Consider the following 22,908-nt stretch of genomic DNA (forward strand, 5'->3'; position numbering starts at 1 on the left):
AATGACATGGTATCTCTCGCATCCCAGGACATAAGCGACTCCATAAACGGGTTCTTATGCCTTAGTTGTAAGTGTCTACCATGTCCCCGAACAAGTGTTCACCATGTCCCCGGACTGTACACTCCCAGAGGGAGAGGGAACCGATCGGAGCGATGGAATAAGTTTGCACGTAACTTCAGCATGCTCAGGGCAACTCCCTCGCCCGCTTGCGGGAGAGGGCTGGGGTGAGGGGAAAATCGCACCGCACTAACCCAACGCCAACAATTTCCTCGCTTCACGCGCCACGTTCGCCATCTCATCGCTCAACTCCAGCAGCTCCGGCTCCAGCGCGTCGATATCGCTCTCCTGATGCAAACTCTTCTCCAGCTGCTGACACAGCTGCTTCAGGCGCGGCACGCCGCTGTAGCTGGCGCTGCCGTGCAGCTTGTGGATAATCTCGCGCAATCCCACCACATCATTGCTCGCCATTGCACTCTCTACGCGCTCTTCCACTTCCGGCAGGAAATCGAGCAGCATTTGCAGCAAATCGCGGGCTAAATCGGGTTTATTGGCGGCCTGACGTAGCGCCAGCGTCCAGTCCAGTGACGGCGCCACATGTGGCTGTTGCGGCTGTGGCATGACCCGGTTCGGCGCGTAACGCTGCAGCAGTTGGCTCAGTTTGTCCTCATCAATCGGCTTCGCCAGATAGTCATTCATGCCAGCGTTGATGAGCTGCGCACGTTCGCCGTCCAGCGCATGCGCAGTAACGGCGACAATCGGTGTGGTGGCGTGCAGCGGCAGGCTGCGGATGATTTCGCTGGCGCGGATGCCATCGATATCCGGCATCTGAATGTCCATCAGAATCACGTCCAGCTTGTGCAGGCGCGCCTGACGAATCGCCTGCTCGGCGTTATCACACAGAATGATGTGCTGCACCTGCTCCTCCAGCAGTGCGCCAATCAGTTTCAGGTTGGCGGGATTGTCATCCACCGCCATTACCGTCAGCGGCTGACGTGCGCCGCGCGGCAGCGCATCGCTTTGCCAGTCATGTAAGTCCAGCAGCATCGGCAGCAAGCGCGTCAACGAGACCGGTTTGGCGATACACCCGGCAATGCCGCGCGCCCGTAAGTCATCGGCAAACAGCATCATTTCACTCGGCAGCGCCAGCAGCACCGAATCGGCGCGCGCATGCAGACGTTTAATCAATGCATCCGGCAACGTCGCAGGATGCGGCTCGGTGACCGGCAAACCCATCAGCAGCAGCGGGAAGTGCGTCTCGGGCATCTCTTCCAGGCTGGAGAAGTGCTGCACCTGCAGCGGCGTGATGCTTAGCATCTCCTGCACCGCTTTCGCCACCGCTGGATGTGGCTCGATATACGCCAGCGGCGTGGCGCGCAAATCGTCCAACATGCGCGGAATGGCTGGCGCATTGGGATTGAGATCGAGATGAATATGCACCCAGAAGGTCGAACCCTGATTCGGGCGGCTGTGGAAGGCAATTTCGCCGCCCATTTCGCTCACCAGTTTCTGCGTGATCACCAACCCTAAACCGGTGCCGCCATGACGGCGCGTAATGCTGGCATCGGCCTGACGAAACGCCTGGAATAGCTGCGACTGCTGCTGTTCAGAGATACCGATGCCGGTGTCATGCACCTGAATCTCCAGCTCGACGCGCGTAGTGTTGATGCTGCGCAGCTCAACGCGCAAATCGATATGACCGTGCTCGGTGAATTTAATCGCGTTACCAATCAGGTTAATCATGATCTGCTGCAGGCGCAGCGGGTCGCCAATCACATTATCCGGCACCTGTTTTTCCAGGCACACGGTAATTTCCAGCCCTTTGTCATGGGCGGACGGCGCCAGCAGCACCAGGGTTTCATCCAGCGTGGCGCGCAGCGGGAACGGGATCGACTCCAGCACCAGCTTGCCGGCTTCCAGTTTCGAGAAATCGAGCACGTCATTAATGATGCTCAGCAGGTTATTCGCCGAACGCTCGATGGTGCTCATGTAGTCGCGCTGGTTGGTGCTCAGCCCGGTTTTTAGCATCTGACGGGTAAAGCCAATTACGCCGTTCAGCGGCGTACGCAGCTCATGCGACATGTTGGCGAGGAATTCCGATTTGATGCGCGCCGCTTCCTGCGCGCGCTTCTTCGCCAGATCCAGCTCCACGTTCTGAATCTCCAGCTGCTCCAGCGTTTCACGCAGATCGTAAGTCGCCTGATCGATGTTCTGCTGCATCTCTTCGTGGTAGGCGGTGAGCGACATTGCCATGGCGTTGATGCCGTTTTTCAGAATGCTCAGCTCGCCCAGCATGTAACCATCGACGCGACTGTCCAGCTGGCCACGACGAATGCGGTCCACAGTGGTAACCATATTGCGAATGGGGCCGGTGACGTCGCGCATCAGGCGATAGGCAAACAGCATGGCGATACACAGGCAGAACAGCAGCAGCAGCGTGGCGACAAATACTTCTTTGTACTGCTCCAGCCGCACCGATTGCAGATCCAGTTCGATCGCCACATAACCCAGCGGATTCCCGGCTGGTTTGGCATCTTCGCCCGGCAGCTCATCCACCGAATAGCGTTCAGAGATAATCGGCGTGCGCAGAATCATAATTGTGCCTTGCCGCTCCACCGAGACGCCATCTTCCAGCGTGGAGATGTCCTCTTTTTGCAGCAGCGCCAGATTCTGATTGTTATTCGAGGTGACGTAGACGTGATTGTTGTTGTCGAAAATGGTGATGGCACGGACAATATCGGAGTGGCGGCGATGCAGCAGACTGACTAACTCGCGAATCGCATCGCGGTTGTGCCACGTCATGCCGTATTCACTAGAGACCGCCAGCGGTTCGATGATGTTCGCTCCCGCGTCGTGCACCTGATGCTGTAATTCGTTGTAGCGGTGCACCACAAAGAAGGTACTGAGCAGCAGACCAATCATCAGCGTTGGTGCCAGTATCAAAATCATCATTCGCGCCCGCAGGCTGTATTTGGTCATAATTGTGGCCTGGCGACTCCTGGCATTTTTTCCCTGTGCAAGCACGGTTATTGGCTGCACACCCAATTAACGTAGAGATTTCACAATACTATGGCGCAATTTTACTCCGCAAAACAGCGTGTGACGACGAAGGCTCGCATATCCGTCACCATTGAAGACCTCGATCCTTTCGGACAAGGTGTTGCGCGCCATAAAGGCAAGGCGATGTTTGTTAGCGGCGCGCTGCCCGGTGAACAGGCGGAAGTGACGGTGTTCGAGGATAAAAGCAAATACGCACGCGCCAAAGCCAACAAGATCATTAATCCCAGCCCACAGCGGGAAACACCGCGCTGTGTCCATTTTGGCATGTGCGGCGGCTGCCAGCAGCAACATGCCTCGGTGGCTTTGCAGCAGGAGAGTAAAGCGCGCGCCTTAAGCCGCATGTTAAGCCGCGAAGCGCCGCTGCCGGTGAAGGTGGATGAGATCATCAGCGGCAGCGCGTGGGGCTACCGTCGCCGGGCGCGTTTAGGATTGCAGTGGCAGCCAAAACAGCAGCGTCTGCAAATGGGGTTCCGTCAGGCCGCCAGCAACGATCTGGTTGAACTGAATCAATGCCCGGTTTTGGTGCCCGAACTTGAAGCGTTGCTGCAGCCGCTGCACCAGTGCCTCAGCGATTTACAGGCAGTTAAACGGTTAGGCCACGTAGAATTGGTGCTGGCGGATAATGGCCCGCTGATGGTACTGCGTCATCTTGATGCATTATCTGCCGGCGATCGCGCAAAACTGGAACGCTTTTCGCATGAGCAGCAACTGTCGCTCTATCTGGCTGATGGCAGTGAAAGTTTGCTGGCGCTGAATGCGCGCAAACCTTTTTATCACTCGTTGAATTTGCCACTATCCTTTAGCCCGCAGAATTTTATTCAGGTCAACGATGGTGTGAATCAGCAGATGGTCGCCAAAGCCATTCAATGGCTGGATTTGCAGCCAGAGGATCGTGTGTTGGATTTGTTTTGCGGCATGGGAAACTTTACCTTGCCATTAGGAAAGTTCGTACAAAATGTTGTAGGTGTGGAGGGCGTTGCAGCATTAGTGCAGCAGGCAGCGTATAATGCTGAGCAGACTAATCTCAAGAATGTTCGCTTTTTCCAGCATAACCTGGAGGAAGATGTATCGCGTCAGCCGTGGGCGACGCAGGGATTTAACAAGGTGTTACTGGATCCAGCGCGTGCTGGGGCCGCGGGCGTAATGGCGCATGTGGTTAAACTTGCGCCGCAACGTGTGGTCTATGTTTCCTGTAACCCTACAACGCTGGCGCGTGACAGTCTGACATTGCTGTCAGCGGGCTACCATTTGGAAAGGGTCGCGATGCTGGATATGTTCCCCCATACCAGTCATCTCGAATCCATGGTGCTGTTTAGCAAAGCATAAGCGATGTCCACATCGCTGTGGCAGGAGAGGATATGGTTGCGGTTAGAAGTGCGCATTTAAATACGGCGGGCGAATTTGCCCTCGACCAGTGGATCGCCAGTTTGAGTATCAACAATCCGCAATCCTGTCAGCGACTGGCGGATGCGTGGCGCTACTGTGAAGCCGAAACGCACAACCATCCTGATCAAGCTCTGCTGCTGTGGCGCGGTATTGAGATGGTGGAAATTCTCACCATGCTCAGCATGGACATTGATAGCCTGCGCGCGGCGCTGCTGTTCCCGCTCGCCAACGCCGATGTGGTGAGCGAAGAGGATCTCGAAAAAGCCTTTGGCAAAGAGATTGTGATGTTGGTGCACGGCGTGCGCGACATGGATGCCATTCGCCAGCTGAAAGCGATTCACAACGATTCGATGGCCTCCGAGCAGGTGGATAACGTGCGCCGTATGTTGCTGGCGATGGTGGAAGATTTCCGCTGTGTGGTCATCAAGCTGGCAGAACGTATCGCCCATCTGCGTGAAATGAAAGACGCGCCAGAAGATGAGCGCGTGCTCGCGGCGAAAGAGAGCACCAATATCTACGCGCCGCTGGCCAACCGCTTGGGTATCGGCCAGCTCAAATGGGAGCTGGAAGATTACTGCTTCCGCTATCTGCATCCCGATGAATACAAACGCATTGCTAAGCTGCTGCATGAACGCCGTATTGACCGCGAAGGCTATATTGAAAGCTTCGTTGCCAACCTGCGTGCCGAGATGCAGAAAGAGGGCGTGCGTGCTGAAGTGTATGGTCGTCCGAAACACATCTACAGCATCTGGCGCAAGATGCAGAAGAAGTCATTAGCGTTCGATGAGCTGTTTGACGTGCGCGCGGTGCGTATCGTGGCGGAACGGCTGCAGGATTGCTACGGCGCGCTTGGTACGGTGCATACGCTGTTTCGCCATCTGCCGAGTGAGTTTGACGACTACGTTGCCAATCCCAAGCCTAACGGCTATCAATCGATTCATACCGTGGTGCTGGGTCCGCAGGGCAAAACGGTGGAAATCCAGATTCGTACGCGCCAGATGCATGAAGACGCCGAGCTGGGCGTCGCCGCACACTGGAAGTACAAAGAAGGTCCAACCTCCAGCAACGCGCGCGGCGCGGCAGGACATGAAGGGCGCATCGCCTGGCTGCGTAAGCTGATTAGCTGGCAGGAAGAGATGGCTGATTCCGGCGAGATGCTGGAAGAGGTGCGCAGCCAGGTATTCGACGACCGCGTGTATGTGTTTACCCCGAAAGGTGACGTGGTCGATCTGCCGGCGGGATCAACGCCGCTCGACTTCGCCTACCATATTCACAGCGATATCGGCCACCGCTGCATTGGCGCCAAAATCAGCGGGCGCATCGTGCCGTTTACCTATCAGTTGCAGATGGGCGATCAGATTGAAGTGATCACCCAGAAACAGCCAAACCCAAGCCGCGACTGGCTGAACCCGAACCTCGGCTATATCACCACCAGCCGCGGACGCTCGAAAATTCACGCCTGGTTCCGCAAACAGGATCGTGACAAAAATATCATTGCTGGCCGTCAGATCCTCGAAAGCGAGCTAAATCAGATGGATATCAGCATGCGCGAAGCGGAAAAACTGCTGCTGCCGCGCTATAACGTCAGTTCGCAGGATGAGCTGCTGGCGATGATTGGCGGCGGCGATATTCGCCTCAATCAGATGGTGAATTTCCTGCAGGGCAAGCTCAACAAGCCGAGCGCCGAAGAGGAAGATCGCGAGGCGCTGCGCCTGCTGACGCAGAAGTCACATGCGCCGTCCGCGCGCAAAGAGAGCGGTCGCGTGGTGGTGGAAGGCGTGGGCAATCTGCTGCACCACATCGCCCGCTGCTGCCAGCCGATTCCTGGCGACGATATCGTGGGCTTTATCACCCAGGGGCGCGGCATCTCGATTCACCGCGCCGACTGCGACCAGTTAACCGAGCTGATTTCGCACGCACCGGAACGTATCGTTGATGCGGTGTGGGGCGAGGATTACTCCAGCGGTTATTCGCTGGTGGTACGCGTTACCGCCAACGATCGTAGCGGCCTGCTACGCGATATCACCACCATTCTGGCAAACGAGAAGGTCAATGTGCTCGGCGTCTCCAGCCGCAGTGACACCAAAAAGCAGCTGGCGACCATTGATATGGATATTGAGATCTATAACCAGCAAGTGCTTGGCCGCGTGCTGGCACGTCTTAATCAGGTGCCGGATATTATCGACGCGCGCCGTTTGCATTGATTCAGAGCCGTTTGTCCCCCATCCCGACCTTCCCCCGTTCGCGGGGGAAGAAGACGCTGCCGTATTTGTAACCGGCGCAGTCTCTCCCAAAATTTTCCCAAAGGATCCTTTCATGACGCCCTTAAATCGCCTGCTCACCATCATGCAAACCTTGCGCGACCCGGAGCGCGGCTGCCCGTGGGATCGTCAGCAAACCTTCGCCTCGATCGCGCCTTACACGCTGGAAGAAACCTACGAAGTGATCGATGCCATCCAACGTGAAGATTTTGCCGATCTGCGCGGTGAACTTGGCGATCTGCTGTTTCAGGTGGTGTTCTACGCGCAGATGGCCGATGAGCAGCAGCGCTTTAATTTCGATGACATCTGCAACGCCATCAGCGACAAACTTGAGCGCCGTCATCCGCACATTTTTGGCGATGTTCAGGCTGCAACCAGCGAAGAAGTGCTGAAAAACTGGGAAGCCATCAAGCACAGCGAACGCGCAGAAAAATCGCAGCACTCGGCGCTGGACGACATTCCTAAAGCGCTGCCGGCATTAATGCGCGCGCACAAAATTCAGAAGCGTTGCAGCTCGGTGGGCTTCGACTGGAACAATCTCGGCCCGGTGCTGGATAAAGTGCATGAAGAGATCGATGAGGTGATGCACGAAGCGCAGCAAGCGGTGGTGGATAACGCCAGGCTGGAAGAGGAAATCGGGGATTTGCTGTTCGCGACCGTCAATTTGTCGCGCCATTTAGGCAGCAAAGCGGAAGTCGCCTTGCAAAAAGCCAACGATAAATTTGAGCGCCGCTTCCGTGAAGTTGAAGCCATCATCGCCTCACAAGGGTTAGCCATGAGCGATGCGACCCTGGATCAAATGGAAGCCGCCTGGCAGCAGGTGAAAGTGAGCGAGAACAAACAGTAAGCGAATCTGGCGCTTATTCCAGCACTGCGCATAAATTCGCCGCTTGAGCTTACTCGATTCAGCCTTGCGGCGACTTTGTGACGTACATCAACATTTCGCACTATGCTATCCGCTATGTTACCGGCTTACCTGTGGAGGACGATGGTGTGATTCATCAATTGTGGCTTAAGACGACTTCAAGTATACTATTTTCCCGTCTTGGTTATTCCACCGTCTTTAAACCTAAACTCTCAGGTTCAGCATGACAACGAATTATATTTTTGTGACCGGCGGGGTTGTTTCCTCTCTGGGCAAAGGCATTGCCGCAGCCTCCCTCGCAGCCATCCTTGAAGCACGTGGTCTGAATGTGACCATCATGAAACTCGATCCGTACATCAACGTCGATCCGGGTACCATGAGCCCAACGCAGCACGGTGAAGTATTTGTTACCGATGATGGGGCCGAAACCGATCTGGATTTAGGTCACTACGAGCGCTTCATCCGCACCAAAATGTCGCGCCGTAACAACTTTACTACCGGTCGTATCTACTCAGAAGTGCTGCGCAAAGAGCGTCGCGGTGACTATCTGGGCGCCACGATTCAGGTTATTCCACACATCACCAACGCCATCAAAGAACGCATTATTGAAGGCGGCGAAGGTCATGACGTGGTTCTGGTCGAGATCGGCGGTACCGTGGGTGATATCGAATCCCTGCCGTTCCTCGAAGCGATTCGTCAGATGGCGGTCGATGTCGGTCGTGAACACACCATGTACATGCACCTGACGCTGGTGCCATATATGGCGGCCGCAGGCGAAGTGAAAACCAAGCCAACCCAGCATTCAGTGAAAGAGCTGCTGTCGATCGGGATTCAGCCAGACGTGCTGATCTGCCGTTCTGACCGCGCGGTGCCGGCGAACGAACGCGCTAAAATCGCGCTGTTCTGTAACGTGCCAGAAAAAGCGGTTATTTCCCTGAAAGATGTGGATTCCATCTACAAGATTCCAGGCATGCTGAAATCGCAAGGTCTGGATGATTACATCTGCAAGCGTTTCAATCTGAACGCGCCGGAAGCGAACCTGGCCGAATGGGAACAGGTTATTTACGAAGAAGCCAATCCGGGCGGCGAAGTGACCATCGGTATGGTCGGCAAATATGTCGAACTGCCGGATGCGTACAAGTCAGTGATTGAGGCCTTGAAACACGGTGGCCTGAAAAATCGCGTTACCGTGAATATCAAATTGATCGACTCGCAGGATGTTGAAACGCGCGGTGTCGAATTACTGAAAGATCTGGATGCTATTCTGATCCCTGGCGGCTTTGGCTACCGCGGTGTGGAAGGCAAAATGATGACGGCGCAATACGCCCGTGAGAACAACGTGCCTTACCTGGGAATTTGCCTGGGTATGCAGGTTGCGCTGATGGAATTTGCCCGCAACGTTGCCGGTATGGAAGGCGCGAACTCTACGGAATTTGTGCCAGACTGTAAGTATCCGGTGGTTGCGCTTATCACCGAATGGCGTGACGAAGAGGGCAACGTTGAACAGCGTACTGAGCAGAGCGATCTGGGCGGCACCATGCGTTTGGGCAGCCAGCAGTGCCAGTTGACGCCGGAAAGCAAAGTGCGTCAGTTGTACGGTTCTGAAATCATTACCGAACGCCACCGTCATCGTTACGAAGTAAACAATATGTTGCTGAAGCCGATTGAAGCGGCGGGTCTGCATATTGCCGGTCGTTCTGGCGACGATCAGCTGGTTGAGATCATTGAGATCCCGAACCACCCGTGGTTTGTTGCCTGTCAGTTCCATCCGGAATTCACGTCGACCCCACGCGATGGTCATCCGCTGTTCGCTGGCTTTGTGAAAGCCGCGCAGGAACACCAGAAGCGTTTAGCGAAGTAAGTTTCACGAACAACGCGCGAACTTTTCGCGCGTTGTTTGTCTTAGGATTGACTAACTTGTACTGAGGAAAATCGAATGTCCAAAATCGTAAAAGTCATCGGTCGCGAAATCATCGACTCCCGTGGCAACCCAACTGTAGAAGCAGAAGTGCATCTGGAAGGCGGTTTCGTTGGTCTGGCTGCTGCGCCATCAGGTGCATCAACCGGTTCTCGCGAAGCTCTGGAGCTGCGTGACGGTGACAAATCTCGTTTCCTGGGCAAAGGCGTAACCAAAGCGGTTGCGGCTGTTAACGGTCCAATCGCTAACGCGGTAACCGGTAAAGATGCCAAAGACCAGGCGAAGATCGATAAGATCATGATCGAGCTGGACGGTACTGAGAACAAATCAAACTTCGGTGCTAACGCCATTCTGGCGGTTTCACTGGCTGCTGCTAAAGCTGCTGCTGCCTCTAAAGGCCTGCCGCTGTACGCACACATCGCTGAACTGAACGGCACCCCAGGCAAATACTCTATGCCGCTGCCAATGATGAACATCATCAACGGTGGTGAGCACGCCGATAACAACGTCGACATCCAGGAATTCATGATTCAGCCGGTTGGCGCGCCAACCCTGAAAGAAGCGATTCGCATGGGTTCTGAAGTCTTCCATCACCTGGCGAAAGTTCTGAAGTCTAAAGGCATGAGCACTGCAGTTGGTGACGAAGGTGGCTACGCGCCAAACCTGGGTTCTAACGCCGAAGCGCTGGCTGTTATCGCTGAAGCGGTAAAAGCAGCAGGCTACGAACTGGGCAAAGACATCACCCTGGCGATGGACTGCGCAGCATCTGAATTCTACAAAGACGGCAAATATGTGCTGGCTGGCGAAGGCAACAAAGCCTTCTCTTCAGAAGAGTTCACCCACTTCCTGGAAGACCTGACCAAACAGTACCCAATCGTTTCTATCGAAGACGGTCTGGATGAATCTGACTGGACTGGTTTCGCCTACCAGACCAAAGTGCTGGGCGACAAAATCCAGCTGGTGGGTGACGATCTGTTCGTAACCAACACCAAGATCCTGAAAGAAGGTATCGATAAAGGCATCGCTAACTCCATCCTGATCAAATTCAACCAGATCGGTTCACTGACCGAAACTCTGGCTGCAATCAAGATGGCGAAAGATGCGGGTTATACCGCGGTGATTTCACACCGTTCAGGTGAAACCGAAGATGCAACCATCGCTGACCTGGCGGTAGGTACGGCGGCTGGCCAGATCAAAACCGGTTCTATGAGCCGTTCTGACCGTGTTGCTAAGTACAACCAGCTGATTCGTATCGAAGAAGCGCTGGGCAGCAAAGCACCGTTCAACGGTCTGAAAGAAGTTAAAGGCCAGGCGTAATCGCCTGAGTATGCTGCCTGCGGGCAGCATCGTCTGAATGAAGCCCCGCCTTGTGCGGGGCTTTTGCTTTTATTTGGCACGAAGCAGCTGTGACCTGGCGCATAAGATCTGCCATAATCTGCGCCTCAAATTTTAGACGTGAGTAAATAATGTTCTACCCGATTAACGAAATGTTCCAGACGCTGCAGGGCGAAGGTTTTTACACCGGTGTTCCGGCGCTGTTCATCCGCTTACAAGGATGTCCGGTGGGCTGTAGCTGGTGTGATACCAAACATACCTGGGAAAAGCGGGCGGATCGGGAGACCTCGCTGGGTGATATTCTGGTCAAAACCGTGGAAAGCGATGCGTGGGGCAGCGCCGATGCGGCCATGTTGATCGACACCATCCAACGTCAGGGCTGGACCGCACGTCATGTGGTGATCACCGGCGGCGAACCGGCGATTTTTGATCTGCGCCCTTTGACGGAACAATTAGAAGCGGCGGGTTTTGCCTGCCAGATCGAAACCAGCGGCACGCACGACGTGCAGTGTTCCGACGCAACATGGGTGACGGTTTCACCCAAGGTGAACATGCGCGGTGGCTATGATGTTTTGCCGCAGGCACTGCAGCGTGCCGATGAGATTAAACATCCGGTGGCGCGTGAGCGTGATGTGGAAGCGTTAGATACGTTGCTGGCAGGATTACACGACGATAAAAAGCGTATTGTGGCACTGCAACCGATCAGCCGTGGTGATGCGGCAACGAAACTCTGTATTGAAACCTGTATCGCCCGCAACTGGCGGCTTTCGATGCAGACGCACAAATACCTGAATATTGCCTGAGTTCTAAGGTCGCCATGCATGGCGACCTCACTCACGGTTACGGCTTCACTGACCTCAACCGCGATAAACGCAGCCGGCGGTGCAGGTCTCTTTAATCATTACCGCACTCAATTCCGGCAGAATCGGCTTCATCTGATCCCAAATCCATTTCGCCAGCACTTCACTGGTAGGATTCTCCAGACCCGGAATGTCATTCAGATAGTGATGATCGAGGCGTTCATACAGCGGCTTAAACTTCGCCTTCAGTTCGGCAAAATCCATCACCCAACCGGTATGCGCATCCACTTCGCCGGTAATTTCTAATCGCACCAGGAATGAATGGCCGTGCAAACGCCCACATTTATGGCCTTCCGGCACGTGAGGTAAGCGGTGGGCAGATTCAAACTGGAACTCTTTAAATAACGTGGTAGACATAATGGCTCTCAGACTTAAAAACCGCTGAAGTCTACCTGAATTGCAGATTTTTCGCACCCGCTGGCAACGAAAAGGGCATTTTGCGCCATGCCGACAGCAAAACGCCTAATTAACTCATTGAATCATATCGCCTTCATTTACCACTTTTGCTGGTTAACTTTACCCGAAAAACCACTTAGTCATTTTGGTTATTTAATATGTCGAAGGCGTATTTAATCGTTAATATACAGCCCGGTAACCTACGCACTCTTTCGCAACATATTGATCCGGACTTCTGACACTGGAATTTTTAACGCAATGACGACTCAGGCACCAGGTTCACTGCTTCCGTTATCACCGGAGCAACTCGCGCGCTTACAGGCGGCGACCACGGATTTCAACACCACTCAGATGGCCTGGCTCTCCGGCTATTTCTGGGGCATGGTCAATCAGACGCCGGGTGCGGCTGCCGCGCCAGCGCCTGTGCAGGCAGAAACCCCAACCATCACGCTGATCTCCGCCTCGCAGACCGGTAACGCGCGTCGCCTGGCTGAGCAACTGCGTGATGACCTGCTGGCTGCTAAGCTGAGCGTCAATCTGGTTAACGCCGGCGATTATAAATTCAAGCAGATCGGTCAGGAAAAGCTGCTGGTGGTGGTGACTTCCACGCAAGGCGAGGGCGAGCCGCCGGAAGAGGCCGTGGCGCTGCATAAATTCCTGCTGTCGAAGAAAGCGCCGAAGTTCGCAGGCACAGCGTTTGCTGTGTTCGGTCTCGGCGATACCTCTTATGAGTTTTTCAGCAAAGCCGGTAAAGACTTTGATGAACGTCTGGCTGAGCTGGGTGCAGAACGACTGCTGGATCGTGTGGATGCCGATGTTGAATACAAAGAGCAGGCGAACGCCTGGCGTCAGCAGATCACCGAGATTCTGAAAGCGCGTGTGCCGAGCGAATCGCCAGCACAGGCCGCCATCACCGCGGCGGGCAGCGTTAACCTGGTCGACAGCAGCCCGTACACCAAAGAAGAGCCGCTGGTGGCCAGCCTGGCGGCCAACCAGAAGATCACCGGACGCGATTCGGATAAAGATGTGCGTCACATTGAGATCGACCTTGGCGATTCTGGCCTGCGCTACCAGCCGGGCGACGCACTCGGCGTGTGGTTTGAAAACGATGACGAGCTGGTGCAGGAACTGCTGCAGCTGGTGTGGCTGAAAGGTGACGAGCAGGTTGAGGTGCAGGGCAAAACCCTGCCGCTAGCCGAAGCGCTGAAAACCCATTTCGAACTGACGGTTAACACGCCACAAATCGTTGAACAGTATGCGGCGCTGTCCCGCAATGATGCGCTGTTGGCGCTGGCCGGTGACAAGCCGAAGCTGCAGAGTTATGCGCAGAGCTTCCCGATTGTCGATATGGTGCGTCAGGCACCGACCGAACTGAATGCTGAACAATTAACCGGCCTGCTGCGTCCGCTGACGCCGCGCCTCTACTCCATCGCCTCATCGCAGGCGGAGAACGAAACCGAAGTGCACATCACCGTAGGTGCGGTGCGCTTTGAAATCGACGGTCGTCAGCGCGGCGGCGGCGCCTCAACATGGTTGGCGGATCGTATTGAGGAAGAAGGCGAAATTCGCGTCTTCATCGAGCACAACGATAACTTCCGTTTACCGGCTAACCCGGAAACGCCAGTGATCATGATTGGTCCGGGCACCGGCATCGCGCCGTTCCGCGCCTTTATGCAGCAGCGCGATAACGATGGCGCAGGCGGTAAAAACTGGCTGTTCTTCGGTAACCCGCATTTCACCGATGATTTCCTCTATCAGGTGGAGTGGCAGAAGTATGTCAAAGATGGCCTGCTGACCCATATTGATCTGGCATGGTCGCGCGATCAGGCCGAGAAGGTTTACGTACAAGATAAAATCCGCGCCAAAGGTGCGGAGGTGTGGAGCTGGTTACAGGAAGGCGCACACCTTTACGTCTGCGGCGACGCCAATCGTATGGCGAAAGACGTTGAGCAGGCATTACTGGATGTGGTGGTCGAACACGGCGGCATGGATCGTGAAACGGCTGACGAATTTTTAAGTGAGCTGCGCATTGAGCGCCGTTATCAGCGAGACGTTTACTAATGAGCGAAAAACATCCTGGACCGCTGGTCGTTGAAGGCAAGCTGGTCGACGCTGAGCGTCTGAAAAAACAGAGCAACTACCTGCGCGGCACCATCCTCGACGATCTCGACGATGGCCTGACCGGCGGCTTCACCGGCGACAACTTCCTGCTGATCCGTTTCCACGGTATGTACCAGCAGGATGACCGCGACATTCGTGCCGAGCGTGTAGCGCAGAAACTCGAACCGCGTCACGCCATGATGCTGCGTTGCCGTCTGCCGGGCGGCATCATCACGCCAACGCAGTGGCTGGCAATTGATAAATTCGCCACCGATAAAACCATTTATGGCAGCATCCGGTTGACCAACCGCCAGACCTTCCAGTTTCACGGCATTCTGAAGAAGAACGTCAAGCCGACGCACCAGATGCTGCACGAAGTCGGGCTGGATGCGCTGGCGACCGCCAACGACGTGAACCGTAACGTGCTTTGCACCTCGAATCCGGTGGAATCAGAGCTGCATCAGGAAGCGTACGAGTGGGCGAAAAAGCTGTCAGAGCATCTGCTGCCGCAAACCCGCGCTTACGCGGAAATCTGGTGGGACAAAGAGAAGGTCGCCACCACCGACAAAGAGCCGATTCTTGGCGAAACCTATCTGCCGCGTAAATTCAAAACCACGGTGGTGGTACCGCCACACAACGATGTCGATCTGCACGCCAATGACCTGAACTTCATCGCCATCGCCGAGCAGGGCAAGCTGATTGGCTTTAACCTGCTGGTGGGCGGGGGCTTGTCGATTGATCACGGCAACAAAGCAACGTATGCGCGCACCGCAAGCGAATTCGGCTTTCTGCCGGTCGAGAAGATCCTCGACGTGGCGGCTGCGGTGGTCACCACGCAGCGCGACTGGGGGAATCGCACCGATCGTAAAAATGCCAAGACCAAATACACGCTGGAACGCGTCGGTGTTGAAACCTTCAAAGCGGAAGTGGAAAAGCGTGCCGGTCTGACCTTCGAACCGATTCGTCCGTATGCGTTCACCTCGCGCGGCGATCGCGTTGGCTGGGTGAAAGGCATCGATGAGAAATGGCACCTGACGCTGTTCATTGAGAACGGCCGTCTGCTGGATTATCCTGGCCGTCCGCTGAAACGCGGCATCGCCGAAATTGCCAAAATCCATCAGGGCGATTTCCGTCTGACGGCTAACCAGAACCTGATTGTGGCTGGCGTGCCGGAGAAGCAAAAAGCGCAGATCGAAGCCATCGCCCGTGAACACGGTTTGATGGAAGCGGTCACGCCGCAGCGTGAGAACTCGATGGCGTGTGTGGCGTTCCCGACCTGTCCGCTGGCGATGGCCGAAGCCGAGCGCTTCCTGCCGTCGTTCGTGACCAAAGTGGAAGAGATCATGCATAAGCATGGTGTCGGCGAAGAGCACATAGTGTTACGCGTTACCGGTTGCCCAAATGGTTGTGGCCGTGCTTTGCTGGCGGAGTTAGGTCTGGTGGGCAAAGCGCCGGGCCGTTACAACTTACACATTGGCGGCAACCGCGAAGGTACGCGCATTCCACGCATGTACCGCGAGAACATCAACGAAGGCGAAATCCTCGCCAGCATTGATGAGCTGGTGGCGCGCTGGGCAACCGAGCGTCAGGCCAACGAAGGCTTCGGCGACTTCGTGATTCGCACCGGCATTATTAAAGCCGTGGTTGATCCCGCCCGTGATTTCTGGGACTCGGAGGCAGTATGACGGTACTCGATCTCGCAGCACTGAATGGTTCATCAAAAGTTGACCGCATCATGGCGCTGGCGGAAAGCAACGTGCAGTTGGAGAAACTCTCCGCTGAACAACGCGTGGGCTGGGCATTAGAACAGCTGCCAGGCGCATTTGTGTTGTCATCCAGCTTTGGTATTCAGGCGGCGGTTTTGCTGCATATGGTGACGCAGCAGAAGCCGGACATTCCGGTGATCCTGACCGATACCGGTTACCTGTTCCCGGAAACTTACCGCTTTATTGATGAGCTGACCGACAAGCTCAATCTCAACCTGCAAATCTTCCGTGCGGAGACCTCAGCGGCATGGCAGGAAGCGCGTTATGGCAAACTGTGGGAGCAGGGCGTCGAAGGGATTGAGCAGTATAACCAGATCAACAAAGTGGAACCGATGAACCGCGCGCTGGAAACGCTGGGCGCGCAAACCTGGTTTGCTGGCCTGCGCCGCGATCAGTCTGGCAGTCGCGCCAGTTTGCCGGTGCTGGCGGTGCAGCGCGGCGTGTTCAAGATTCTGCCGATCATTGATTGGGATAACCGTCAGGTGCATCAGTATCTGACCCAACACGGATTGAAATACCATCCGCTGTGGGATGAAGGTTATCTGTCAGTGGGCGATACGCATACCACCAAAAAGTGGGAACCGGGCATGGCAGAGGAAGAGACACGCTTCTTCGGCCTGAAGCGCGAGTGCGGGTTGCATGAAGGTTGATTGGTAGGTGCTCGTTGTCCCCCGTCTTTGGTTTGTGCTCGCTTTCCCCCTCCTCTGTCCTCCCCCATAAATGGGGGAGGAAGATGCTGCCAGTTGGTGCTCGCTTTCCCCCTCCTCGGTCCTCCCCCATGAATGGGGGAGGAAGATGCTGCCAGTTGGTGCTCGCTTTCCCCCTCCTCGGTCCTCCCCCATAAATGGGGGAGGAAGATGCTGCCATATGTGAGTTCTGAAGCTGCATGTGGCAGCGTCTCCTTCCCCCGCTAGCGGGGGAAGGCCGGGATGGGGGACAGCCAGCACAATCGAGTAGAGGATTGTCAGCACAATCAGACCCCCTGCAACCCCACAAACTCTTCCGCCGCACGCGTCACATTCACTTTCGTCACTTCATAATGCGCCACCGCCACAAACGGATCTTCCGCCAGGATGGTATCTAATCGCGCACGATCAATATCCTTCACCAACAGCACGCCGCCGGTGCGTGGATCTTTGCGTCCCGCCGCGATAAACACGCCGTTAGCGAAATAGCGATCCAGCCAGCTAATGTGCGGTTCCAGTAACGCTTCCACTTCTTCTACCGGACGAAAATAGTTCAGATATACCACGTACATAGGGAATCCTCAGGTTGTCGGATTAGCAAGCTCGGTCAGCAGCGGCAGCAGAATCTTCACGCTGTCATGCGTGCGCTGGGTGATGCGGCCAGGCAGCCAGTGATCGAGGTAGTTGAGATTATCGCGCTCGGTTTGATGGCGCACATTGCCTTCCGGGAAGTGGCTGGAACGCGCGCGCTGCTGCTGCCCATCTTTGTTGCCCAGCGTCCAGTTGGCGGCGGTGACATCCATCAGTGGCATGCCGGCTTTGTCGAACGGATTGACGCCGGGATAATCGCGTGCGGTCATCGCGTGGCTGGCGGCGGAGATACCGTAACGGTGCGCCAGCTGCACGGCACGCGCGCTGGTCTGTTTGCGCACCGCCGCTGGCGTATTGATGCCGCTGTTAAAGTAGAGATGATCGCCGACAATCAGGCTATTCAGATCGATCACCAGCAGCGTGTTCTTCTTCTCCTGCGCGCTCATGCGCGCCAGATAATCATCCATGCCGTGCAAACCCGCTTCACCGGCGCTCAGCGCCACAAAGCGCACGCCGTAGTGCAGCGGCGTTTTGCTTAGCGCCTGCGCCAGCTCCAGCATCACGCCAAGCCCGGAGGCATTGTCATCCACGCCCTGCAAACGCAGGCCGCCGAGATTGTTATCGGCTTCGTGGCGGCTGAGCGGCGTCCAGGTATCCAGGTGCGTAACGATCAGGATCTCCTGCGGCACTTCACCGGCACGCGCGGCAATCACCGACGTGGCCGTAACTTTGTGGGTGCGGCTCTCGCCCTTTTTCTCCAGCCAGCTATAGCTGGTTTTAAACTGGCGGGTATTACTCTGATATCCCAACTGGCTGAACTGCTGCTGCAGATAATCGGCAGTCAGCAACTCGGCGGGACTGCCGCTCATGCGGCCGGGGAAATAAGTGGCGATATGGCGAAGCTGCTGTTCGGCAAAATGCCCTTGCGCGCTGTTGCTCGCAGCCTGAACAAAGAAAGGCAAACCGCCCGCGAGCAGTGCAGCCAGCACAGTGCGGCGGAGAGTGGCAAACATAGTTAGCGTCCTTTTCTGACATCCGGTCATGCTAAAAAAATTCCGACTTAGTATGAAACTGTGACGACACTTGCACAATTTGATTTGCTCCGAAACACCAGCAATATCATTTGTTAAGCACAAAATGTTATCAGCAATCCTGGGTCGTTATTCCATTCGGTAACTACTCATTCCAATTCGTAATTTCATCTGCTGGAAGGGCGGGACGTATAGTCGCGTTAACTTATTGTAAAACTAGCAAGGTTAACGTGGATTATCTGCCTCTCTTTGCCGATCTCAAAAGCCGTCCGGTGCTGGTTGTCGGCGGTGGCGACATCGCGGCGCGCAAAATAGAACTGCTGCGGCGTGCCGGTGCGCGCGTGCTGGTCGCCGCGCGCGAACTCGGTCATGAGCTGCAGGCGCTGCTGGAAATTGAGGCGATTGAATGGATCGCTGAACGCTTTGATCCGGCGCAGCTGGATGGCGTGTTCCTCGTGATTGCCGCTACCGATGACAACGCGCTTAACGCGCAGGTGTTCGATGCCGCCAATGCGTGCCACAAGCTGGTGAACGTGGTGGACGATCAGCCGAAGTGCAGCTTTATCTTCCCGTCGATTGTCGATCGTTCACCGCTGGTGGTGGCGATCTCCTCTAGTGGCACCGCGCCGGTGTTGGCGCGTCTGCTGCGTGAAAAAATTGAAGCGTTACTGCCGGCCAATCTCGGACAGATGGCGGAAGTGGCTGGGCAGTGGCGCGACAAAGTGAAGCAGCGCTATCACCGCATGTCTGACCGCCGTCGCTTCTGGGAACGCGCCTTTAACGGTCTGTTCGCCAGCCAGATGGCGGCGGGTAACGTCCATGAAGCGCGGCGCACGCTGGATCACGAACTGGAAAACGATAGCGACAATCAGGGCGAAATCACGCTGGTAGGCGCCGGTCCGGGCGACAGCGGTTTGCTGACGCTGCGTGGCTTGCAGGTGATGCAGCTGGCCGATGTGGTGCTGTATGACCATCTGGTCAGCGACGAAGTGCTTGAGCTGGTGCGGCGCGATGCCGACCGCATCTGCGTCGGCAAACGCGCCGGTGCGCATTCTGTGCCGCAGGAAGAGACCAATCAGATGCTGGTGACGCTGGCGCAACAGGGTAAACGCGTGGTGCGCCTGAAAGGCGGCGATCCGTTTATTTTTGGCCGCGGTGGCGAAGAGCTGCAGGCGGCGCAGGCCGCGGGCATTCCGTTCCAGGTGGTGCCGGGCATCACCGCTGCAGCAGGCGCAACCGCCTATGCCGGTATTCCACTGACCCATCGCGACCACGCGCAGAGCGTGCTGTTTATTACCGGTCACTGTCGCGCGGATGGCGACGGCATTGATTGGCCGTCGCTGGCGCGCGCACGTCAAACCTTAGCGATTTATATGGGCACGGTGAAAGCGGCGGAAATCGCTGCCGGGCTTATCGAACATGGCCGCGCCGCCTCCACGCCGGTGGCGGTGATTGGGCGCGGCACGCGTCAGGATCAGCAGGTGCTGACCGGCACATTGGATCAACTGGAGGCGCTGGCTGCGGCCGCGCCCACGCCAGCACTGTTAGTGATTGGCGAAGTCGTAAATTTGCACGGGCAATTGGCCTGGTTCCAACATTCGGCACAGCAGGGGGCTCGCGAGTCCGCCGTTGTCAATTTGGCTTGAGGAAAAATTATGGACCAAAATCGACTTACTCATCTGCGCCAGCTGGAGGCAGAGAGTATCCATATCATCCGCGAGGTGGCGGCCGAGTTCAGCAATCCGGTGATGATGTACTCCATCGGTAAAGACTCCTCGGTAATGCTGCATCTGGCGCGTAAAGCCTTCTATCCGGGCACGCTGCCGTTTCCGCTGCTGCATGTTGATACCGGCTGGAAATTCCGTGAAATGTACGAGTTCCGCGATCGCACCGTGAAAGCGATGGGCGCGGAGTTGCTGGTGCATCGCAACCCGGAAGGCGTGGCGATGGGCATCAACCCGTTTGTGCACGGCAGCGCCAAGCACACCGACATCATGAAAACCGAAGGCCTGAAGCAGGCGCTGAACAAATACGGTTTTGATGCGGCATTTGGCGGCGCACGTCGTGATGAAGAGAAGTCGCGCGCGAAAGAGCGTATCTACTCCTTCCGCGATCGCTTCCACCGCTGGGACCCGAAAAACCAGCGCCCTGAGCTGTGGCACAACTACAACGGCCAGATTAACAAAGGCGAAAGCATCCGCGTGTTCCCGCTCTCCAACTGGACCGAGCTGGATATCTGGCAGTACATCTTCCTCGAGAATATCGAGATCGTGCCGCTCTACCTCGCCGCGCCGCGTCCGGTGCTGGAGCGTGATGGCATGCTGATGATGATCGACGACGACCGTATCGATCTCCAGCCAGGTGAAGTGATCAAGCAGCGCATGGTGCGTTTCCGTACGCTCGGCTGCTGGCCGCTGACCGGCGCAGTTGAATCAGAGGCGCAGACGCTGCCGGAAATTATTGAAGAGATGCTGGTCTCCACCACCAGTGAACGCCAGGGACGTGTGATTGACCGCGACCAGGCCGGTTCGATGGAAATGAAGAAACGTCAGGGTTATTTCTAAGGAGACGCAGATGAATACCGTTATTGCACAACAGATTGCCGATCAGGGCGGCGTAGAAGCCTGGCTGACCGCGCAACAACATAAAAGCCTGCTGCGTTTCCTGACCTGCGGTAGCGTCGACGACGGCAAAAGTACGCTGATTGGTCGCCTGCTGCACGACACGCGTCAAATTTATGAAGACCAGCTCTCCTCGCTGCACAACGACAGCAAACGTCACGGGACGCAGGGTGAGAAGCTGGATCTCGCGTTACTGGTTGATGGCTTGCAGGCCGAGCGCGAGCAGGGCATCACCATTGATGTGGCGTATCGCTATTTCTCCACTGAGAAGCGCAAATTTATTATTGCCGACACGCCAGGACACGAGCAGTACACCCGCAACATGGCGACCGGTGCATCGACCTGCGATTTGGCGATCCTGCTGATCGATGCGCGTAAAGGCGTGCTGGATCAGACGCGTCGTCACAGCTTTATCTCCACGCTGCTGGGCATTAAGCATCTGGTGGTCGCCATCAACAAGATGGATCTGGTGGAGTACAAGCAAGAGACCTTTGAGCAGATCAAACAGGATTACCTCGATTTCGCCGCGCAGCTGCCGGAAGACCTTGATATTCGCTTTGTGCCGATGTCGGCGCTGGAAGGCGATAACGTGGCAACGCCCAGCGTCACCATGCCGTGGTACAGCGGCCCAACGCTGCTCGACGTATTAGAAACCGTTGAATTGAACCGCGTGGTGGATCATCAGCCAATGCGTTTCCCGGTGCAGTATGTGAACCGTCCTAACCTCGATTTCCGTGGTTATGCCGGTACGCTGGCGTCGGGTGTGGTCAACGTCGGTCAGCGCGTGAAAGTGCTGCCATCGGGCGTGGAATCGACCATCTCGCGCATCGTCACCTTCGATGGCGACCTGCCTGAAGCGGGTGCCGGTGAAGCGATTACGCTGGTGCTGAAAGATGAGATCGACATCAGTCGTGGCGATCTGCTGGTGGATGCGGAAGCCGAGCTGCAAGCGGTGCAATCCGCCACCATTGACGTAGTGTGGATGGCGGAACAACCGCTGCAGCCGGGCCAAAGTTACGAAGTGAAGATCGCCGGTAAGAAAACCCGCGCGCGCGTCGAGAAAGTGATCCATCAGGTGGAGATCAACTCGCTGGAGAAGCGCACCGTGGACAGCCTGCCGCTTAACGGGATCGGACTGGTCGAACTGACCTTTGACGAACCGATGGTGCTGGACGCGTATCGCCAGAATCCGGTGACTGGCGGCATGATCTTTATCGATCGTATGAGCAACGTGACGGTTGGCGCGGGCATGATTAATCAGCCGCTGACCGATGTGCGTACGCAATCAGGTCAGTTCAGCGATTTCGAGCTGGAGCTGAACGCGCTGGTGCGTCGTCACTTCCCACACTGGAACGCGCGCGATCTGCTGGGTGGCAAGTAATGGCGCAACACGATGAAAACGTGGTGTGGCACGATCATCCGGTAACGCGCGAGGAGCGCGAACAGCAGCACGGCCATCAAGGCGTGGTGCTGTGGTTCACCGGGCTTTCCGGCTCGGGGAAATCCACCGTAGCCGGCGCGCTGGAGCAGGCGCTGCATCGGGCCGGTGTGAACACCTATCTGCTGGATGGCGACAACGTGCGTCACGGTTTGTGCCGTGACCTCGGCTTTAGCGATGACGATCGTAAAGAGAACATTCGTCGTGTCGGCGAAGTGGCGAAACTGATGGTCGATGCCGGTTTGGTGGTGCTGACTGCATTTATCTCGCCGCATCGCGCGGAACGCAACATGGTGCGCGATCTGCTGGCTGAAGGGCAGTTTATCGAAGTGTTTGTCGATACGCCCTTGGCCGTGTGCGAAGCGCGCGATCCCAAAGGTTTGTACAAAAAAGCCCGTGCCGGTGAGCTGCGTAATTTCACCGGTATCGATAGTGTTTACGAGGCGCCAGACGCCCCGGAAATCCACCTTGATGGCGAACAATTGGTTACAAAACTCGCCGGCCAATTGTTAGACCTGCTGCGTCACCGCGATATCATCAGATCCTGAACCGACAGCGGCAAATCCCTTTGGGTTTGCCGCGCTTAGCGTCAACAGG

General features: G+C 56.1%; 17 protein-coding genes. 13 read left to right on the top strand and 4 right to left on the bottom strand.

Annotated features, from left to right (window positions below):
• Positions 1-246: 246 nt before the first annotated feature.
• On the bottom strand, positions 247-2,976 hold the full coding sequence (gene barA, locus ACFQW4_RS22900; RefSeq protein WP_271461260.1) for a two-component sensor histidine kinase BarA: 2,730 nt from the start codon (positions 2,974-2,976) through the stop codon (positions 247-249).
• A 90-nt stretch (positions 2,977-3,066) separates the two neighbouring features.
• On the opposite strand from barA, the gene rlmD reads away from it, so the two are divergent.
• The 6 genes from rlmD to queE all read left to right on the top strand — a co-directional run bounded on the left by rlmD (position 3,067) and on the right by queE (position 11,625).
• Positions 3,067-4,383 (top strand): 23S rRNA (uracil(1939)-C(5))-methyltransferase RlmD, encoded by a 1,317-nt coding sequence (gene rlmD, locus ACFQW4_RS22905; RefSeq protein WP_377727871.1) that lies wholly within the window; start codon positions 3,067-3,069, stop codon positions 4,381-4,383.
• Positions 4,384-4,415: 32 nt separating this feature from the next.
• On the top strand, positions 4,416-6,647 hold the full coding sequence (gene relA, locus ACFQW4_RS22910; protein ID WP_101762592.1) for a GTP diphosphokinase: 2,232 nt from the start codon (positions 4,416-4,418) through the stop codon (positions 6,645-6,647).
• Between the two features lie 112 nt (positions 6,648-6,759).
• Positions 6,760-7,551, top strand: coding sequence for a nucleoside triphosphate pyrophosphohydrolase (gene mazG / locus ACFQW4_RS22915; protein WP_101762593.1), 792 nt, complete (start codon positions 6,760-6,762; stop codon positions 7,549-7,551).
• A 241-nt stretch (positions 7,552-7,792) separates the two neighbouring features.
• Positions 7,793-9,430, top strand: a complete 1,638-nt coding sequence (gene pyrG / locus ACFQW4_RS22920; RefSeq protein WP_007891723.1) for a glutamine hydrolyzing CTP synthase — start codon at positions 7,793-7,795, stop codon at positions 9,428-9,430.
• 75 nt (positions 9,431-9,505) lie between these two features.
• Positions 9,506-10,804: a phosphopyruvate hydratase gene (gene eno / locus ACFQW4_RS22925; protein WP_377727876.1), complete on the top strand. Its 1,299-nt coding sequence runs from the start codon at positions 9,506-9,508 to the stop codon at positions 10,802-10,804.
• A gap of 149 nt (positions 10,805-10,953) precedes the next feature.
• Positions 10,954-11,625, top strand: a complete 672-nt coding sequence (queE, locus tag ACFQW4_RS22930; protein ID WP_101762595.1) for a 7-carboxy-7-deazaguanine synthase QueE — start codon at positions 10,954-10,956, stop codon at positions 11,623-11,625.
• 54 nt (positions 11,626-11,679) lie between these two features.
• On the opposite strand, the gene queD is transcribed toward queE, so the two are convergent.
• Positions 11,680-12,039 (bottom strand): 6-carboxytetrahydropterin synthase QueD, encoded by a 360-nt coding sequence (queD, locus tag ACFQW4_RS22935; protein ID WP_167391191.1) that lies wholly within the window; start codon positions 12,037-12,039, stop codon positions 11,680-11,682.
• A gap of 297 nt (positions 12,040-12,336) precedes the next feature.
• On the opposite strand from queD, the gene cysJ reads away from it, so the two are divergent.
• The 3 genes from cysJ to ACFQW4_RS22950 are packed head-to-tail and all read left to right on the top strand — an operon-like array spanning position 12,337 to position 16,594.
• A complete protein-coding gene (gene cysJ, locus ACFQW4_RS22940) occupies positions 12,337-14,139 on the top strand; it encodes an NADPH-dependent assimilatory sulfite reductase flavoprotein subunit (RefSeq protein WP_354468327.1) in 1,803 nt (600 codons plus the stop codon).
• Positions 14,139-15,863 carry an assimilatory sulfite reductase (NADPH) hemoprotein subunit gene (cysI, locus tag ACFQW4_RS22945; protein WP_101762597.1) on the top strand — a complete coding sequence of 575 codons (1,725 nt, stop codon included), beginning with the start codon at positions 14,139-14,141 and terminating at the stop codon, positions 15,861-15,863. Before cysJ ends, cysI begins: the two co-directional genes overlap by 1 nt.
• Positions 15,860-16,594 carry a phosphoadenylyl-sulfate reductase gene (locus ACFQW4_RS22950; protein ID WP_101762598.1) on the top strand — a complete coding sequence of 245 codons (735 nt, stop codon included), beginning with the start codon at positions 15,860-15,862 and terminating at the stop codon, positions 16,592-16,594. The genes cysI and ACFQW4_RS22950 overlap by 4 nt, the downstream gene beginning before the upstream one ends.
• Before the next feature lie 323 nt (positions 16,595-16,917).
• Here ACFQW4_RS22950 and ACFQW4_RS22955 read toward each other — a convergent pair whose 3' ends face one another.
• Positions 16,918-17,202 carry a YciI family protein gene (locus ACFQW4_RS22955; protein WP_280172009.1) on the bottom strand — a complete coding sequence of 95 codons (285 nt, stop codon included), beginning with the start codon at positions 17,200-17,202 and terminating at the stop codon, positions 16,918-16,920.
• Between the two features lie 9 nt (positions 17,203-17,211).
• Positions 17,212-18,234: an aminopeptidase gene (locus ACFQW4_RS22960; protein ID WP_377727882.1), complete on the bottom strand. Its 1,023-nt coding sequence runs from the start codon at positions 18,232-18,234 to the stop codon at positions 17,212-17,214.
• A gap of 248 nt (positions 18,235-18,482) precedes the next feature.
• Between ACFQW4_RS22960 and cysG the strand changes: the two genes are divergently transcribed.
• Genes cysG through cysC form a run of 4 tightly spaced genes read left to right on the top strand, consistent with a single transcriptional unit; the run spans position 18,483 to position 22,859 of the window.
• Complete coding sequence (gene cysG / locus ACFQW4_RS22965) at positions 18,483-19,898, top strand: siroheme synthase CysG (RefSeq protein ID WP_377727885.1); 1,416 nt, start codon at positions 18,483-18,485, stop codon at positions 19,896-19,898.
• A 9-nt stretch (positions 19,899-19,907) separates the two neighbouring features.
• Positions 19,908-20,816 (top strand): sulfate adenylyltransferase subunit CysD, encoded by a 909-nt coding sequence (gene cysD, locus ACFQW4_RS22970; RefSeq protein WP_007893231.1) that lies wholly within the window; start codon positions 19,908-19,910, stop codon positions 20,814-20,816.
• Positions 20,817-20,826: 10 nt separating this feature from the next.
• On the top strand, positions 20,827-22,254 hold the full coding sequence (gene cysN, locus ACFQW4_RS22975) for a sulfate adenylyltransferase subunit CysN (protein ID WP_377727887.1): 1,428 nt from the start codon (positions 20,827-20,829) through the stop codon (positions 22,252-22,254).
• Positions 22,254-22,859, top strand: a complete 606-nt coding sequence (gene cysC / locus ACFQW4_RS22980) for an adenylyl-sulfate kinase (protein ID WP_008104549.1) — start codon at positions 22,254-22,256, stop codon at positions 22,857-22,859. Before cysN ends, cysC begins: the two co-directional genes overlap by 1 nt.
• Positions 22,860-22,908 lie beyond the last annotated feature (49 nt).

Origin of the sequence: Pantoea sp. GCM10028869, assembly GCF_042666835.1 — a bacterium.
Classification (GTDB): Bacteria; Pseudomonadota; Gammaproteobacteria; order Enterobacterales; family Enterobacteriaceae; genus Pantoea; species Pantoea leporis.

Coding starts and splice junctions, on each gene's coding strand:
- eno (WP_377727876.1), top strand. CDS start 9,506: ATGTCCAAAATCGTAAAAGTCATCGGTCGCGAAATCATCGACTCCCGT.
- cysJ (WP_354468327.1), top strand. CDS start 12,337: ATGACGACTCAGGCACCAGGTTCACTGCTTCCGTTATCACCGGAGCAA.
- ACFQW4_RS22955 (WP_280172009.1), bottom strand. CDS start 17,202: ATGTACGTGGTATATCTGAACTATTTTCGTCCGGTAGAAGAAGTGGAA.
- mazG (WP_101762593.1), top strand. CDS start 6,760: ATGACGCCCTTAAATCGCCTGCTCACCATCATGCAAACCTTGCGCGAC.
- barA (WP_271461260.1), bottom strand. CDS start 2,976: ATGACCAAATACAGCCTGCGGGCGCGAATGATGATTTTGATACTGGCA.
- queE (WP_101762595.1), top strand. CDS start 10,954: ATGTTCTACCCGATTAACGAAATGTTCCAGACGCTGCAGGGCGAAGGT.
- cysC (WP_008104549.1), top strand. CDS start 22,254: ATGGCGCAACACGATGAAAACGTGGTGTGGCACGATCATCCGGTAACG.
- cysI (WP_101762597.1), top strand. CDS start 14,139: ATGAGCGAAAAACATCCTGGACCGCTGGTCGTTGAAGGCAAGCTGGTC.
- pyrG (WP_007891723.1), top strand. CDS start 7,793: ATGACAACGAATTATATTTTTGTGACCGGCGGGGTTGTTTCCTCTCTG.
- relA (WP_101762592.1), top strand. CDS start 4,416: ATGGTTGCGGTTAGAAGTGCGCATTTAAATACGGCGGGCGAATTTGCC.
- ACFQW4_RS22960 (WP_377727882.1), bottom strand. CDS start 18,234: ATGTTTGCCACTCTCCGCCGCACTGTGCTGGCTGCACTGCTCGCGGGC.
- cysD (WP_007893231.1), top strand. CDS start 19,908: ATGGACCAAAATCGACTTACTCATCTGCGCCAGCTGGAGGCAGAGAGT.
- rlmD (WP_377727871.1), top strand. CDS start 3,067: ATGGCGCAATTTTACTCCGCAAAACAGCGTGTGACGACGAAGGCTCGC.
- ACFQW4_RS22950 (WP_101762598.1), top strand. CDS start 15,860: ATGACGGTACTCGATCTCGCAGCACTGAATGGTTCATCAAAAGTTGAC.
- cysN (WP_377727887.1), top strand. CDS start 20,827: ATGAATACCGTTATTGCACAACAGATTGCCGATCAGGGCGGCGTAGAA.
- queD (WP_167391191.1), bottom strand. CDS start 12,039: ATGTCTACCACGTTATTTAAAGAGTTCCAGTTTGAATCTGCCCACCGC.